This window comes from Streptomyces sp. A 4/2 (assembly GCF_940670765.1).
Taxonomy (GTDB): domain Bacteria; phylum Actinomycetota; class Actinomycetes; order Streptomycetales; family Streptomycetaceae; genus Streptomyces.
This window is the reverse complement of sequence record NZ_CALNVW010000039.1, coordinates 109,944-125,351: the sequence shown is the minus strand read 5'-3', so window position 1 is coordinate 125,351 and position 15,408 is coordinate 109,944. Positions and strand designations below refer to the sequence as shown.

Here is a 15,408-nt window from a genome sequence, read left to right as displayed (position 1 = left end):
CTCCGTAATTTCTTGGCAATTCGGCACAAATCACAGGGACGTGATGAACATGCGCAGCATCAGCAGGGTGTCGGCAGTCGCAGTGGCGGGCGCGCTCGCGCTGACCGCGCTCACCGGCTGCGGCGGTGATCCGGCCGGCGAGGGCAAGAACGCCGGCAAGGTCAAGATCATGGTGGGTGGCCTGGACAAGGTCATCTACATGCCGGCCATGCTCACCCAGCGACTCGGCTACTTCAAGGACGAGGGCCTCGACGTCTCGCTGCTGAGCGAGCCCGCGGGCGTACAGGCCGAGACCGCGCTGGTCTCCGGAGACGTCCAGGGCGCGGTCGGTTTCTACGACCACACCCTCGATCTTCAGGTCAAGGGCAAGCACGTCGAATCCGTGGTGCAGTTCTCGCACGCACCCGGCGAGGTCGAGCTGGTCTCCAACAAGGCCGCAGGGGACGTCAACGGGCCCGCGGACTTCAAGGGCAAGAAGCTGGGCGTCACCGGTCTCGGTTCGTCCACCGACTTCCTCACGAAGTACCTGGCGGTCAAGAACGGTGTGAAGACCAGCGAGTTCACGCCGGTCGCCGTGGGTGCGGGCCAGACGTTCATCGCCGCGCTGAAGCAGGGCTCGGTCCAGGGCGGTATGACGACCGACCCGACGGTGACGAACATCCTGGACCAGAAGCTCGGCAAGGTCCTGATCGACATGCGTACGCCGGAGGGTTCACAGGCCGCACTCGGCGGCCCCTACCCCTCGTCCAGCCTGTACATGAACGCCGACTGGGTCGACGGACACAAGGCGACGGTCCAGAAGCTGGCCAACGCCTTCGTGAAGACGCTGAAGTGGATGTCGTCGCACTCGCCCGAGGAGATCGCGGCGAAGATGCCGGCCGACTACGCGCAGGGCGGCAAGGAGCTCTACGCCCGGTCCATCAAGTCGACCCTGCCGATGTTCACGACGGACGGCGTGATGCCCGCCAACGGGCCGGAGACGGTCGAGAAGGTCCTCAAGGCCTTCAACCCCAACCTCAAGAACGCCACGGTGGACCTGTCCAAGACGTACACCACGGAGTTCGCGAAGAAGGCGCAGTAGCAGTACCCCACCCGGAACGGGGAGCGGCCTCCCCGCGCGTGCGGACGCGCGGGGAGGCCGCTCCCCGTCGTTCCGTCCCCGGACGGCCCGGTCAGCGGGCCCCTTCCAGCTCCTCGGGATCCCGCTCGGACAGCGCTTCCGGGAGTACGACGGTGAACTCCGCCCCGCCGTCCGCACCCCCGCCGACCCGTGCGGTCCCGCCCTGCCGCTCGGCGAGCCTGCGCACCATCGGCAGCCCCAGGCCGCGTTTGCCGTGTGCGGGCGGCTTCTTGGTCGACCAGCCCTCCGTGAAGATCAGCTCGCGCTGCTCCTCGGGGATACCCGGACCGTTGTCCTGGACCCGCAGGACCGCCGTGTGCCCCTCGGTGCGCAGTTCGAGTTCCACCTGCGCACCGGGCGAACCGGACGCCGCGTCCAAGGCGTTGTCCACCAGATTGCCCGTGATCGTCACCAGACCCTGCGGGTCCACCAGCCGGCCGGGCAGCAGCGTGCCGGGTGTGAGCGTCAGCGAGACCCCGCGCTCCGCGGCGACCGTGGCCTTGCCGACGAGCAGGGCGGCCAGCAGCGGGTCGTGGATCTTCTCGGTGACCTTCTCGGCGGTGGTGCGGTGCACGCCGACCACCTCGGTGATGAACTCGGTGGCCGCGTCGTGCATGTCCAGTTCGAGGAGACCGAGCAGGGTGTGCATCCGGTTGGCGTGCTCGTGGTCCTGCGCGCGCAGGGCGTCTATCAGCCCGCGGGTGGAGTCGAGTTCACGTCCCAGTTGCTCCAGCTCCGTCCGGTCGCGGAGGGTGGCGACGGCGCCCCCGTCGTCCGTGGGCATACGGTTGGCGATCAGGACGCGCTGACCGCGTACCGCCAGCAGGTCCTCGCCCGTGACGCGGCCCGCCAGCACATCGGTGGTACGGCCCTCGCCCAGCGCCTCGCCGAGCGGAAGGCCGATGACTTCCGGGCCGAGGCTCAGCAGTCGCTGCGCCTCGTCGTTCATCAGCCGTATCCTGCCCCCGCGGTCCAGGGCGACGACGCCTTCGCGGATGCCGTGGAGCATCGCCTCGCGCTCGGCGAGCAGGGCGGCGATGTCGGAGAACGCGAGATCGTGCGTCCGGCGCTGGAGCCGCCGGGAGATCAGGTACGCGGCCAGCGCCCCGGTGGCCAGCGCCCCGCCCGCGTAGGCGAGAAGGCCGGGGATCAACGCGAGCAGCGAGGCGCGCACGCTGTCGTACCTGATACCGACCGACACCGCGCCGACGATCGTGCCGTGCGTGTCGCGCAGCGGGACCTTGCCCCGGGCGGAGCGGCCGAGCGTGCCGCTGTCGATCTCCATGACCTCGTGACCGGAGAGCGGCTCCTTGGCGCTGGTGGAGACCGGTTTGCCGATCTCGGCGCGGTTGGTGTGCGACCAGCGGATCGAGTGCCGGTCCACGACCACGATGTACTCGGCGTGGGTCGCTCTCCGGATCCGTTCGGCGTCGGCCTGCACCGGTCCGCCGACCGTCGGTGGGGTGTGGAGAAGTTCCTCGGCCAGCCGGGGGGAGGCGGTGGTCTCGGCGATCGCGAGGGCGCGGCGCATGGCCTGGGCGTCGAGTTGTGCACTGAGGGGGCGCAGGAAGAGGCCGATGGCCAGGACGAGCACCCCGCCCGCGACGGCCAGTTGCATCAGCAGTACTTGCGAGAAGACACGTCGGGGCAGCCCGATGCGGAGTCTCCAGGGCTGTCCGGTGGTCATGGGCACGAACGGTAGAGGGCTGGAGGGCCCAACCGGAAGTTCCAGGATCACGCAAGCCGTTTGCGGTGCCTGCGCTAATCTTGCGCGCATGACGCGACGACTTGCACAAGTGGCACAGAAGGTCGGGGTCAGTGAGGCCACGGTCAGCCGTGTGCTCAACGGCCGCCCGGGTGTTTCCGAGGCCACTCGGCAGGCCGTCCTCTCGGCCCTCGACGTACTCGGGTACGAGCGCCCGACCCAGCTGCGCGGCGAGCGGGCCCGGCTGGTCGGTCTCGTCCTCCCCGAACTCCAGAACCCGATCTTCCCGGCCTTCGCCGAAGTGGTCGGCGGCGCCCTCGCCCAGCAGGGGCTGACACCCGTGCTCTGCACCCAGACCAAGGGCGGAGTCTCCGAGTCCGACTACGTGGAGCTGCTCCTGGAGCAGCAGGTCTCCGGGGTGGTGTTCGCCGGTGGTCTCTACCATCAGCTCGACGCTCCGCACGATCACTACAAGGTGCTCGCGGACCGCAGGATCCCGGTCGTGCTGATCAATGCGGCGATCGAGCACCTCGGTTTCCCCAGCGTCTCCTGCGACGACGCGGTCGCGCTCGACCAGGCCTGGCGCCACCTCGCCTCGCTCGGTCACGAGCGGATCGGTCTGGTGCTCGGCCCCACGGATCACGTCCCCTCGATGCGGAAGCTGGACGCCGCGCGCGTGATCGCGGCCGGACTCGGCGCGGACCTGCCCGACGAGCGGGTCGTACGGGCGATGTTCTCGCTGGAGGGCGGCCAGGCCGCGGCCACCCGGCTGCTGGACCGGGGGGTCACCGGAGTCATCTGCGCGAGTGACCCGCTCGCGCTCGGAGCGGTGCGCGCCGCCCGTCGTCGCGGCCTGTCGGTGCCCGGTGACATCTCGATCGTCGGCTATGACGACTCCGCCTTCATGAACTGCACGGACCCCCCGCTGACCACCGTCCGCCAGCCCATCGAGGCGATGGGGCGGGCCGCCGTGGAGCTGCTGTCCGTGCAGATCGGAGGCCGTGCGGTGCCCTCGGACGAGCTGCTCTTCGAGCCCGAACTGGTGGTGCGGGGCTCGACCGCACAGGTCTCGCGCGACAGGACCCGCTAGCTGTCGAGAATTTGCGGAATCTGCGCGACATCTTGCGGAGCGGTAGGGGCGGTGGTTGAGTGAGCGCCGCCACACAGCGACGCGGCTGTGGGCCTCCCGCGCTCCTGCCCCCAAGGGGACCACCGATGAGAAGCACCTGGTTCCGCCCGACCCACCGCCGCACGACGGCGGCTGCCCTTGTCTCCGCGCTCGCCCTGACCGCACTCGCCGCATGCGGCACGAGCAGCAGCGGTGACGGCAACAACGCTTCCGGCAGCGGCGGTTCAGACCCGTCCGCTCCGCTCGATCCGAAGACCAGGGTCACGCTGACCATGGACTGCATGCCGCCGGCTGCGAAGGCGGCGGAGCTGCGCGAGTGGAAGGAGGACATCAGGACGTTCAACCAGAAGTACCCGAACGTCACGATCGAAGGGAAGTCCACCCCGGGCCAGTGCGAGGAACCCACCCGCTTCACCGCCGCGCTCAAGGGCAGGTCACAGCCCGACGTCTTCTACACGTACTTCACCGACCTCCAGCAGGTGCTGGACAACGGCGGCGCCGCGGACATCTCGGCGTATGTGAACGAGAAGACGGTTCCGGCGATCGGCAGCGTCGACCCCGGCGTGATGAACGTCCTCAAGAAGGACGGCAAGCTCTACGGGTTGCCCACCAGCAACTACACCATGGGCCTGATGATCAACCGCAAGCTCTTCAAGCGGGCGGGGCTGGACCCGGACAAGCCGCCGACGACCTGGGCCGAGGTCCGTACGGACGCGAAGGCCATCGCGGCCCTGGGCAACGGCATCGCGGGTTACGGCGACTACAGCGCGACCAACCAGGGCGGCTGGCACTTCACGGCGGAGATGTACGGCCTGGGCGGTGACGTCGTCACCCCGGACGGCAAGAAGGCAGCCTTCAACGACGCCACCGGCAAGGAGGTCCTGACCAACCTCAAGGCCATGCGCTGGGACGACGACAGCATGGGCAGGACCCAGTTGCTCAAGTGGGGCGACCTGCAGAAGCAGATCTCCACCGACAAGCTCGGGATGTTCCTCGCGGCGCCGGACGATCTCACGTACATGGTCCAGCAGCTCGGTGCCACCTACGCGGACTACGGAATGGGGCCGATCCCCGGCGGCCGGGCCACGCTCTTCGGCGGCAACGACTACATGATCAAGCGGGGAAGTTCCCCGGACAAGATCAAGGCCGCCATCGCCTGGGTGAACTTCAAGACGCTCACTCCGGGCAAGGGCCAGTTCGACTGGGCGCGTTCGAAGTCCGACGCACTGCCCGTCGGGCTGCCGCAGCCGAACTTCTGGACGGGTGACGTCAAGGCGACGGACCTGCGGTCCCGGACGGACAACGCGACCATGCCGGTGGAGAACTTCAAGCCCTTCATGGCCGACCCGGTCAAGGGCAAGGCGGAGCCGGCCAAGGCGCAGGAGATCTACAAGGTGCTCGACAACGCGATGTCGGGTGTCCTGACCAACAAGAACGCGAATGTCGACGCGTTGCTCTCCACTGCCGAGCAGCAGGTCAACCAGGTCCTGGCGAACCGGTAACCGCACTCCGGGGGGCCGGACTCCGAGGTCCCGCCCCCGCCCCGCCCGAGACCCGGCGCCAAGGAGACAGACGATGTCGGCCCCCACCCTGTCCACGAGCGGCAAGCCGGTGCGGTCGCCGCACGGCGACGGCCCGCCACCGCAGGCCCGCCGTGCGGTGTTCGTACGCGGTCTGCGGCGCAACCTCTCCGCCCACGGCTTCCTGATCGGCGCGGTGCTCTGCTTCGCGTTCTTCTCGTGGTACCCGATGGTCAGGGAATTCTTCCTGGCCTTCCAGAAGACCGAGGCGGGCAGGACCACCTGGGTCGGCCTGGACAACCTGGAGTACGTCTTCCACGACCCAGCGTTCTGGCAGGCCTGGCGGAACACCCTGCTCTTCTCCGCCCTGGCGCTGGTCCTCGGCTTCGCCGTGCCCTTCGTCATCGCGCTCGTGATCAACGAATTCCGGCATGCCCAGGGGTACTTGAGGCTGCTGGTCTACCTCCCGGTGATGCTGCCGCCGGTCGCGTCCGTGCTGCTCTTCAAGTACTTCTACGACCCGGGGTACGGCCTCTTCAACGGCATCCTGCACTTCCTGCACCTGCCGGAACAGCAGTGGCTCCAGTCCACCGGCACGGCGATGCTCTCCGTGGTCGTCGCCGCGACCTGGATGAACATGGGCGGTGCGACGCTGATCTACCTCGCGGCCCTGCAGGGCATCCCGGGCGAGCTGTACGAGGCGGCCGAACTCGACGGGGCCGGGCTCTTCCGGAAGATCTGGCACGTGACGATCCCGCAGACCCGGCTGATCCTCTCGCTGCTTCTGCTGATGCAGATCATCTCGACGATGCAGGTCTTCACCGAACCGTTCCTGCTGACCAACGGCGCAGGCCCGGAAGGGTCGACGACCACCGTCGTCTACCTCATCTACCAGTACGCGTTCAACTTCAACAACTACGGCGGCGCGGCAGCGCTCGGCCTGGTCCTGCTCGTACTCCTCGCCGGATTCTCGGCGCTGTACGTCCGACTCAGCCGCGACAGCGACAGCGACAGCGAGAGCTAGGAGCGAGGGACGATGGCAGAGCGCACTCTGATCTCACCCGCCCAACTGGGCCGTGCCCGTGGGAAGACCGTCTACTGGGGCGTCCTCACCCTGGTCGTCCTGCTCTTCACCCTGGTCTTCCTCGGTCCGCTGTACTGGATGGTCACCGGCGGTCTGAAGACGGCCCAGGAATTCGCCCAGTCGCCGCCCACCCCTTTCCCCAGGAGCCTCCACCCGGAGAACTACTCCAAGGCGTGGAACGTGATGCAGCTGTCCAAGCTGCTCCTCAACACGCTCTACTACGCCTTCGGGGCGCTCGCCTTCCAGCTGGTCCTCGATGTGGCCGCCGCCTACTCGCTCTCCAAGCTCAGGCCCGTACTCGGCAAAGTCATCCTCGGGATGATGCTGGCCACGCTGATGATCCCGGCGACCGTCCTCGTCGTACCGCAGTACCTGACCGTGCTGGACGTGCCGGTCTTCCAGCGCAATCTGCTCAACTCGCCCTGGGTGATCTGGCTTCCGTCCGTCACGAACGCCTTCAACATCTTCCTGCTGAAGCGGTTCTTCGACTCGATCCCGCGTGAACTCCTCGACGCGGCCTCCATCGACGGCGCCTCCCCCCTGCGCACGCTCCGTTCCGTGGTGCTGCCGATCTCCCGTCCCATCCTGGGCGTCGTCTCGATCTTCGCGGTCGTCGGCGTCTGGAAGGACTTCCTCTGGCCGATGCTCACCCTGCCGGACCCGGACAAACAGACCCTCAACGTCGGTATCTACTCCCTCGCCCAGGGGGTGCCCGAGAACTGGCTCGTCGCCGCACTCGCCATGGCATCGGCGCCGACCCTGATCATCTTTCTGATCTTCCAGCGCAACATCATGAGCGGTCTGACCGCGGGCAGCCTGAAGGGCTGACCACGCCCTCGCACCCCCTCCCTCCGAGTACTCCGCCGCCGGTCCTCCTCCTGGCGCCCGCTGTCCGGGGCCGGCTGTCCGGGGCGACGGCGGAGTCCCACCTGCCCGAAAGGACCGTCACGTGGCAGCCCTCCCTCCCTTCGAGGCCACCGGTGACTGGTGGCGTTCCGCAGTCATCTACCAGGTGTACGTACGCAGCTTCGCCGACGCGGACGGTGACGGCACCGGCGATCTGGCGGGTGTGCGCGCCAGGCTGCCGTACCTCGCCGAACTCGGCGTCGACGCACTCTGGTTCACGCCCTGGTACCTCTCGCCGCTCGCCGACGGCGGTTACGACGTGGCCGACTACCGCGTCATCGACCCCGCGTTCGGCACTCTCGGTGAGGCCGAGAAGCTCATCGCCGAAGCCCGGGAACTGGGCATGCGCACCATCGTCGACATCGTGCCCAACCATGTCTCCGACCAGCACGACTGGTTCAGGGCCGCGCTGGCTGCCGGGCCCGGCAGCCCGGAACGGGAGCTCTTCCACTTCCGTCCCGGGCGCGGCGAGAGGGGTGAACTGGCCCCCAACGACTGGCCGTCCCAGTTCGCCGGATCCACCTGGACCCGTGTCGCCGACGGCGAGTGGTACCTGCACCTCTTCGCCCCCGAGCAGCCCGACCTCAACTGGTCGCACCCGCTGGTGCGCGGGGAGCACGAGGACGTGCTGCGCTTCTGGTTCGAGCGGGGCGTCGCGGGCGTACGCATCGACTCCGCCGCGCTGCTCACGAAGGCGGCAGGGCTGCCCGACTTCGTGGCGGGGCGCGACCCGCATCCGTACATCGACCAGGACGAGATCCACGAGATCTACCGCTCCTGGCGGGCCGTCGCCGACGCGTACCACGGCATCTTCGTCGGCGAGGTCTGGCTGCCGGACGCGGAGCGCTTCGCCCGGTACCTGCGCCCCGACGAGCTGCACACCGCCTTCAACTTCAATTTTCTGACCTGCCCCTGGGACGCCACCCGGCTGCGCCGGGCGGTCGAGGACACCCTCGCGGAGCACGCACCGGTCGGAGCGCCGGCGACCTGGGTGCTCTGCAACCACGACGTGACCCGCACGGTCACCCGCTACGGGCGCGACGACACCGGCTTCGAATTCGCCGCGAAGACCTTCGGCACCGCCACCGACCTGGAACTCGGCACCCGCAGGGCCCGTGCGGCGGCGCTGCTCTCGCTCGCCCTGCCGGGATCCGTCTATCTCTACCAGGGGGAGGAGCTGGGCCTTCCCGAGGTGGAGATCCCGCTGGACCGGATCCAGGACCCGATGCACTTCCGCTCGGGCGGCAGCGACCCGGGGCGGGACGGCTGCCGGGTGCCGCTGCCCTGGACCGCGGAAGCACCCGCCGCCGAGCCGTGGCTTCCGCAGCCCGCGGGCTGGACCCGGTACGCGGCCGAACTCCAGGCGGATGAACCGGAGTCGATGCTGTCCCTGTACCGCACGGCGCTCCGGCTGCGCAGGTACGAGGCGGGCTTCGGGGACGGGCCGCTGCACTGGCTGCCCGCCGCCGACGACGTACTCGCCTTCGCCCGGCCCGATGGCCTGATCTGCGTCGTCAACCTCGCCGCGGAGCCCGCCGAACTCCCCGGCCACGCGCACGTGCTGCTCAGCAGCGGTCCCATGGACGGCGGAGGACGCCTCCCGCAGGACACCGCGGTGTGGCTGCGGGCCTGACCGTGACCGTCGCGCGCTGGTTCAGGGGAGCGGCTGCGGCGGGCGCGGGCCGGTGTACTGGCCGCTGGGGCGCATCCGCAGGGGCCGCTCCGCGTACTCCTCCAGTGCATGGGCGATCCAGCCCGCCGTCCTGGCCACGGCGAACAGGGTCTCCCCGGCCTCGGCGGGCATCCCCGCCGACACCGAGAGCACGGCCAGCGCGAGATCGACATTGGCGTGCAGCCCGGTGCGGCGGGCCGCGGTCGTCACCACGTCGCGGGCCGCGGCCAGTGCGGGCGCAGCCGCGGGTACGTCGGCCAGCAGCGCGAACAGCGCCTGGGCGCGCGGGTCCTCGCCCCGGTACAGCCGGTGGCCCAACCCGGGTACCCGGCGTCCCGCTCGCAGATGGTCCGCGACGACCGGGGCGGCGCCGCCCCGCTCCAGGGCCTCGGCCAGCATCCGGTGGGCGAGGCCGCTGGCGGCGCCGTGCAGGGGCCCCTCCAGCGCGCCGAGCCCGGCGGACACGACGGCGTACGGATGGGCGCGGGCCGACGCGGCGATCCGGGCCGCCAGCGTCGACGCCGCCAGATCGTGATCGATGAGCAGGACAAGAGCCGTTTCCAGCACCCGAAGTGAGGCTGCGTCAGGTGCGCGGGCGGTCAGCCGCGACCAGAGCCGCCGCGCCAGTCCGTCGCCCTCCCGGTCCGGGGCGCCCGATGCGGGCAGCGAACCCACCAGGGTGGGGACGAGACTGCGCGCCGCCCCGAGCACCGCCTCCGGTGAGAGATCGAATCGCAGGGGGTCGGCGGCCGAGGCCGCGACGGCGGACGCCCTGAGCCGGTCCATCGGCGTGCTGTGCGCGGGCAGCGCGCCGACCGCGCGACGGCCCGCCTCCAGGGCCTCCGGCGGTGCGGTGAACCGGGTCCCGGCCCGCAGCTCTCCGGTCCACAGCCACTCGGCGACTTCCTCGTAGCTGTGGCGACGGGCGAGCGCGGTCGCGTCCACCCCGCGGTAGTAGTACCGGTCGGTCTCGGTGTCGATCAGCGTGACGCCGGTACGGAAGACGAGCTCGGCGCCGCCGGACGGGGGCTCCCGCCGGGCGCCGCGCCGGGCCAGCGCGTCGATCTCGGCCGCGTCGAAGGTGCTGCCGCGTCCGCCGGGCGCGCGACGGCTGCTGAGCTGCCCGCGGCTGACGTACGCGTACACCGTCTCCGGCTTCACACCGAGTCTGGCGGCTGCCTCCCTGGTGGTCAGCCGGGGGTCCTCGGGCGCCGCTGATTGATCGCTCATGCCGTTCACCGTATCCAGAACCATCCGTATATTGATTCAATCAACATTGACAGGATTACAGTCAAGCATGGACAGTCGAATCAATAAAGCGAATCGATGCAGCCGCTATCGATGCAGCCGCTATCGATGCAGCCGCTATCGATGCAGCCGCTATCGACGCAGACGCTGATGACAGAGGCAGGAAGCAGGAGGAGACCATGTCCACCATCACCGCCCCACGAGGGCTCGCGGGCGTCGTCGTCACGGACACCGCACTCGGTGACGTCCGGGGTCGCGAAGGCTTCTACCACTACCGCCAGTACTCGGCGGTGGACCTCGCGCAGACCCGCAGCTTCGAGGACGTCTGGTACCTGATGGTCCACGGCGCGCTCCCGGACGCGGCGCAGAGCGCGGCCTTCACCGCCAGGACCGCCGAACTGCGCCGGCTTCCGGCCGAGGTGCGCGAGGTGCTGCCCGCGCTGGCCCGAGCGGGATCGGGCCCGCTGGCCGGGCTGCGTACCGCGCTCTCGCTGCTCGGCGCGGCGGGCGGGTTCCGGCCCGTCTACGACATCGACGCGGACCGGCGCACCGCCGACGCCCTCGCCGCCTGCGCGGCCGTACCGACCCTGCTCACCGCACTGCACCGGCTCGGCCGCGGTCTCGACCCGGTCGAGCCGCGCGACGACCTGTCCTGTGCGGCCAACTACCTGTACATGCTCACCGGTTCGGAGCCCGATCCGGTGAAGGCGCGGGCCGTGGAGCAGTACCTCGTCTCCACCGTCGACCACGGCTTCAACGCCTCGACGTTCACCGCCCGGGTCATCGCGTCCACCGGCGCCGATGTGGCGGCCTGCCTGGTCGGCGCGGTCGGCGCACTGTCCGGACCGCTGCACGGCGGGGCGCCGAGCCGCGCCCTGGACACCCTCGACGCCATCGCCGTACCGGACCGCATCGACCCCTGGATACGGGAGAAGGTCCTGGCGGGGGAGCGGATCATGGGCTTCGGCCACCCGGTCTACCGCACCGAGGATCCGCGCTCCCGGATGCTGCGCGGCATCGCCCAGCAGTTCGGCGGCCCCCTGGTCGACTTCGCCGTGCAGGTCGAGGAGAGGGTGGAGGCCATCCTGGCCGAACTCAAGCCGGGCCGTGAGCTGCACACCAACGTCGAGTTCTACGCCGGGGTCGTCATGGAGCTGTGCGGACTGCCGCGGGAGATGTTCACGCCCACCTTCTGCGCGGCGCGGGTGGTCGGCTGGAGCGCCAACATCCTGGAACAGGCGGCGGACTCCAAGATCATCCGCCCTGCCGCCCGCTATGTGGGACCCCCTGCGCCACAGCCGGTGCCGGACGCGGGCCGGGGCTGATCGCAGGTGCGGTGCGGGGCTGACTAAAATCGGGGCCCATGTCCAGGAAACCCGTGCCCGTCGTCGTTCTCGCGGGATACCTCGGCTCCGGTAAGACCACCGTGCTCAACCATCTGCTCCGGCAGAGCAGGGGCACGCGTATCGGCGCCGTCGTCAATGACTTCGGCGCCATCGAGATCGACGCGATGACCGTGGCGGGTCAGGTCGACTCGATGGTCTCGCTCGGCAACGGCTGTCTGTGCTGCGCCGTCGACACCAGCGAGCTCGACGACTATCTGGCCCGGCTGGCCCGCCCCGACCTGCGGATCGACGTCATCGTCATCGAGGCGAGCGGTCTCGCCGAGCCGCAGGAGCTCATCAGGATGATCCTGGCGAGCGAGAACCCGCACATCGTGTACGGGGGGCTCGTCCAGATCGTCGACGCCGCCGAGTTCGATGCCACCCGCGCCCGCCACCCGGAGACCGACCGCCATCTGACCCTCGCCGATCTGGTCGTCGTCAACAAGGCCGACCGGGTGGACGGACCGGAGCAGGAGCGGATCGTCGCGGTGATCGGCGAGCAGGCCGCGGGCACCCCGGTGGTCCGCGCGTCGTACGGGCAGGTCGACCCGGAGCTGCTCATCGACCGCAGGCCCGGCGGCGAACGCATCGGTCAGCTCTCCTTCGACGACCTGCGCGCCGACGGGGAAGACGCGGCGGCGGAGGAGGACGGCGATCACCGCCGTCATCTGCACGCGCGGTACGAGAGCGTCGAGTTCGTCGCACCGGAGCCGGTGAATCCGCGACGGCTGATGGACTTCCTCGACGGCAGGCCAGACGGCCTGTACCGCATCAAGGGGTTCGTCCACTTCGACGTCCCGGGCCACCGTGAGCGGTACAGCCTGCACGCGGTGGGGAACTTCCTGCGCTTCTATCCGATGGCGCGGGCCGGGGACGGGGAACCCCTGACGCAGCTGGTCCTCATCGGGTCGGGCATCGACGCGGACGCGGTGCGGGAACAGCTCGACGGCTGCCGGGAGCCGGCACCGCAGGACGTCCGCCCGGAATCCATGTGGGGCGTGCTGCGGTACGTACCGGATCCGGCCGGAACAGACGAGGCCGACCCCGGGCAGGCCGGAGCGGACGCCTTCGCCGGAGCGGACGCCTTCGCCGGAGCGGACGCCTTCGCCGAAGCGGACTGACCCGGCCCGGCCGGTCCCGTCCGCTTCGGCGAGTGAGCCGTACCGGCTACACGGGCCCCGCGAGCGTCGCCACCGCCGGGGCGAACGGGACGCCCGAGCCGTCACGGCGCGGGTCCGGTTCGGGCAGCTCCGCCGGGGTGCCGTTCGCCGTGGCGGCCCTGGCGGGGGCCTCGCTCGCCCAGGCCAGCACCAGCAGGTCCTCCCCCTTCAGGAAGCGCTGGCAGCGCACCCCTCCGGTCGCCCGCCCCTTGCGCGGGTACTGGTCGAACGGCGTCAGCTTCGCCGTACGCACCGAGTCGTCCAGCGTGCCGTGCGAGCCCGCGATCGTGAAGACCACCGCGTCCGCCGCCGGGTCCACCGCGGTGAACGAGATCACCTTGGCGCCCTCGGCCAGCTTGATGCCTGCCATCCCGCCCGCCGGGCGGCCCTGCGGCCGTACCTGCCCGGCCGGATAGCGCAGCAGCTGCGCGTCGTCGGTGATGAAGACCAGGTCCTCCTCGCCGGTCCGCAGTTCGACCGCGCCGACGATCCGGTCACCGTCCCGCAGGCCGATGACCTCCAACTCGTCCTTGTTGGGCGGGTAGTCGGGCACCACCCGCTTCACGATGCCCTGCTCGGTGCCGATCGCCAGCCCGGGTGAGGCCTCGTCCACCGTGCTGAGACAGACGACCTGCTCGTCGTCCGCGAGCGAGACGAACTCCGAGATCTGCGCGCCGCCCGCCAGATTGGGCGCGGAGGCGGTGTCCGGCAGCTGCGGCAGATCGATCACCGCGACCCGCAGCAGCCGACCGGCCGAGGTGACCACCCCGATGTCACCGCGCGCGGTCGCCGGGACGGCCGAGACCACCACGTCGTGCTTGGTGCGCTTCTGCCCCTCGGTGCTCAGCGGCTCGGCGGTGGCCGTACGGGCCAGCAGGCCCGTCGACGACAGGAGCACCCGGCACGGGTCGTCGGCGACCTCCAGCGAGGTCGCGGCGAGCGGGGTGCCCGCGGACTCCAGCAGGACCGTGCGCCGGTCGGTGGAGAACTTCTTCGCCACCGCGGCCAGTTCGCCCGAGACCAGCTTGCGCAGCTCCGCGTCCGACTCAAGGATCTTGGTCAGTTCCTCGATCTCGCTGTTCAGCCGGTCGCGCTCGCTCTCCAGCTCGATCCGGTCGAACCGGGTGAGCCGGCGCAGCGGTGTGTCCAGGATGTACTGGGTCTGGATCTCGCTCAGCGAGAAGTGCGAGATCAGCCGCTCCTTGGCCTGTGCCGAGTTGTCGCTGGAGCGGATGAGCCGGATGACCTCGTCGATGTCGAGCAGCGCCACGAGCAGGCCCAGGACCAGATGCAGCCGGTCCTGCCGCTTGCCCCTGCGGAACTCGCTGCGGCGCCTGACGACCGAGAAGCGGTGGTCGAGATAGACCTCCAGCAGCTCCTTGAGCCCCAGCGTCAGCGGCTGCCCGTCCACCAGCGCGACGTTGTTGATCCCGAAGGACTCCTCCATCGGGGTGAGCTTGTAGAGCTGTTCCAGAACGGCTTCCGGTACGAAGCCGTTCTTCACCTCGATGACCAGCCGCAGACCGTGCGCACGGTCGGTGAGGTCCTTCAGGTCGGCGATGCCCTGGAGCTTCTTCGAAGCCACCAGGTCCTTGATCTTGGCGCGGACCTTCTCCGGGCCGACCGCGAAGGGCAGTTCGGTGACGACGATGCCCTTGCGGCGCGGGGTGACGTCCTGGATCGTCGTCGTGGCGCGGATCTTGAAGGTGCCGCGGCCCGACGCGTAGGCGTCCTTGATGCCGTCGAGCCCCACGATCCGGCCGCCGGTCGGCAGGTCGGGTCCGGGCACGAAACGCATCAGCGAGTCGAGATCCGCACCGGGGTGCTTGATCAGATGCCGGGCCGCGGCGATGACCTCGCCCAGATTGTGCGGCGGCATGTTCGTCGCCATCCCGACCGCGATCCCGGACGCGCCGTTGACCAGCAGGTTCGGATAGGCGGCGGGGAGTACGACGGGCTCGCGCTCCTGGCCGTCGTAGTTCGGCTGGAAATCGACGGTGTTCTCGTCGGTCGACTCCGTCATCAGTGACGTGGCGTCAGCCATCCGGCACTCGGTGTACCGCATGGCGGCGGGCGGGTCGTCGTTGCCGAGGGAGCCGAAGTTGCCGTGACCGTCGACCAGCGGGAGCCGCATCGAGAAGGGCTGCGACATCCGCACCAGGGCGTCGTAGATGGAGGCGTCGCCGTGCGGGTGCAGCTTGCCCATGACCTCGCCGACGACACGGGCGCACTTCACATAGCTGCGGTCGGGGCGCAGCCCCATCTCGCTCATCTGGTAGACGATGCGGCGGTGGACGGGCTTCATGCCGTCACGGGCGTCCGGCAGGGCCCGTGAGTAGATCACCGAGTACGCGTACTCCAGGTAGGAGTTCTCCATTTCATCGACGACGTCGATGTCGAGAATCTTCTCCTCGAAGTCCTCCGGCGGCGGGGTCTTCGTGCTGCGGCGGGCCATCGCTGCTGCGGCTCCTTCACGTGC

The 15,408-nt window shown here is 69.7% G+C and carries 11 protein-coding genes; 8 read left to right on the top strand and 3 right to left on the bottom strand.

The genetic code is table 11. The features are described 5' to 3' along the window. The first annotated feature begins 49 nt into the window (after nt 1-49). Nucleotides 50-1,081 (top strand): ABC transporter substrate-binding protein, encoded by a 1,032-nt coding sequence (locus tag NBY69_RS28760; protein WP_250304803.1) that lies wholly within the window; start codon nt 50-52, stop codon nt 1,079-1,081. Nucleotides 1,082-1,172: 91 nt separating this feature from the next. Here NBY69_RS28760 and NBY69_RS28755 read toward each other — a convergent pair whose 3' ends face one another. Then, a complete protein-coding gene (locus NBY69_RS28755; RefSeq protein ID WP_250304802.1) occupies nt 1,173-2,807 on the bottom strand; it encodes a sensor histidine kinase in 1,635 nt (544 codons plus the stop codon). Between the two features lie 88 nt (nt 2,808-2,895). Between NBY69_RS28755 and NBY69_RS28750 the strand changes: the two genes are divergently transcribed. The 5 genes from NBY69_RS28750 (at nt 2,896) to NBY69_RS28730 (ending at nt 9,097) form a co-directional block, all read left to right on the top strand. Beyond that, a complete protein-coding gene (locus NBY69_RS28750; protein WP_250304801.1) occupies nt 2,896-3,915 on the top strand; it encodes a LacI family DNA-binding transcriptional regulator in 1,020 nt (339 codons plus the stop codon). 125 nt (nt 3,916-4,040) lie between these two features. Further along, complete coding sequence (locus NBY69_RS28745) at nt 4,041-5,456, top strand: extracellular solute-binding protein (RefSeq protein ID WP_250304800.1); 1,416 nt, start codon at nt 4,041-4,043, stop codon at nt 5,454-5,456. A gap of 73 nt (nt 5,457-5,529) precedes the next feature. After that, nucleotides 5,530-6,498, top strand: coding sequence for a carbohydrate ABC transporter permease (locus NBY69_RS28740; protein WP_250304799.1), 969 nt, complete (start codon nt 5,530-5,532; stop codon nt 6,496-6,498). Nucleotides 6,499-6,510: 12 nt separating this feature from the next. Continuing rightward, nucleotides 6,511-7,386, top strand: coding sequence for a carbohydrate ABC transporter permease (locus tag NBY69_RS28735; RefSeq protein ID WP_250304798.1), 876 nt, complete (start codon nt 6,511-6,513; stop codon nt 7,384-7,386). Between the two features lie 121 nt (nt 7,387-7,507). After that, nucleotides 7,508-9,097: a glycoside hydrolase family 13 protein gene (locus tag NBY69_RS28730; RefSeq protein ID WP_250304797.1), complete on the top strand. Its 1,590-nt coding sequence runs from the start codon at nt 7,508-7,510 to the stop codon at nt 9,095-9,097. A 21-nt stretch (nt 9,098-9,118) separates the two neighbouring features. Here NBY69_RS28730 and NBY69_RS28725 read toward each other — a convergent pair whose 3' ends face one another. Further along, nucleotides 9,119-10,366, bottom strand: coding sequence for a citrate synthase (locus NBY69_RS28725; RefSeq protein ID WP_250304796.1), 1,248 nt, complete (start codon nt 10,364-10,366; stop codon nt 9,119-9,121). Nucleotides 10,367-10,563: 197 nt separating this feature from the next. On the opposite strand from NBY69_RS28725, the gene NBY69_RS28720 reads away from it, so the two are divergent. Both NBY69_RS28720 and NBY69_RS28715 read left to right on the top strand, forming a co-directional pair. Then, a complete protein-coding gene (locus tag NBY69_RS28720) occupies nt 10,564-11,709 on the top strand; it encodes a citrate synthase/methylcitrate synthase (protein ID WP_250304795.1) in 1,146 nt (381 codons plus the stop codon). 38 nt (nt 11,710-11,747) lie between these two features. Beyond that, nucleotides 11,748-12,890, top strand: coding sequence for a GTP-binding protein (locus tag NBY69_RS28715; protein ID WP_250304794.1), 1,143 nt, complete (start codon nt 11,748-11,750; stop codon nt 12,888-12,890). Nucleotides 12,891-12,936: 46 nt separating this feature from the next. Here NBY69_RS28715 and NBY69_RS28710 read toward each other — a convergent pair whose 3' ends face one another. Next, nucleotides 12,937-15,384, bottom strand: coding sequence for a DNA topoisomerase (ATP-hydrolyzing) subunit A (locus NBY69_RS28710; protein WP_250304793.1), 2,448 nt, complete (start codon nt 15,382-15,384; stop codon nt 12,937-12,939). Nucleotides 15,385-15,408 lie beyond the last annotated feature (24 nt).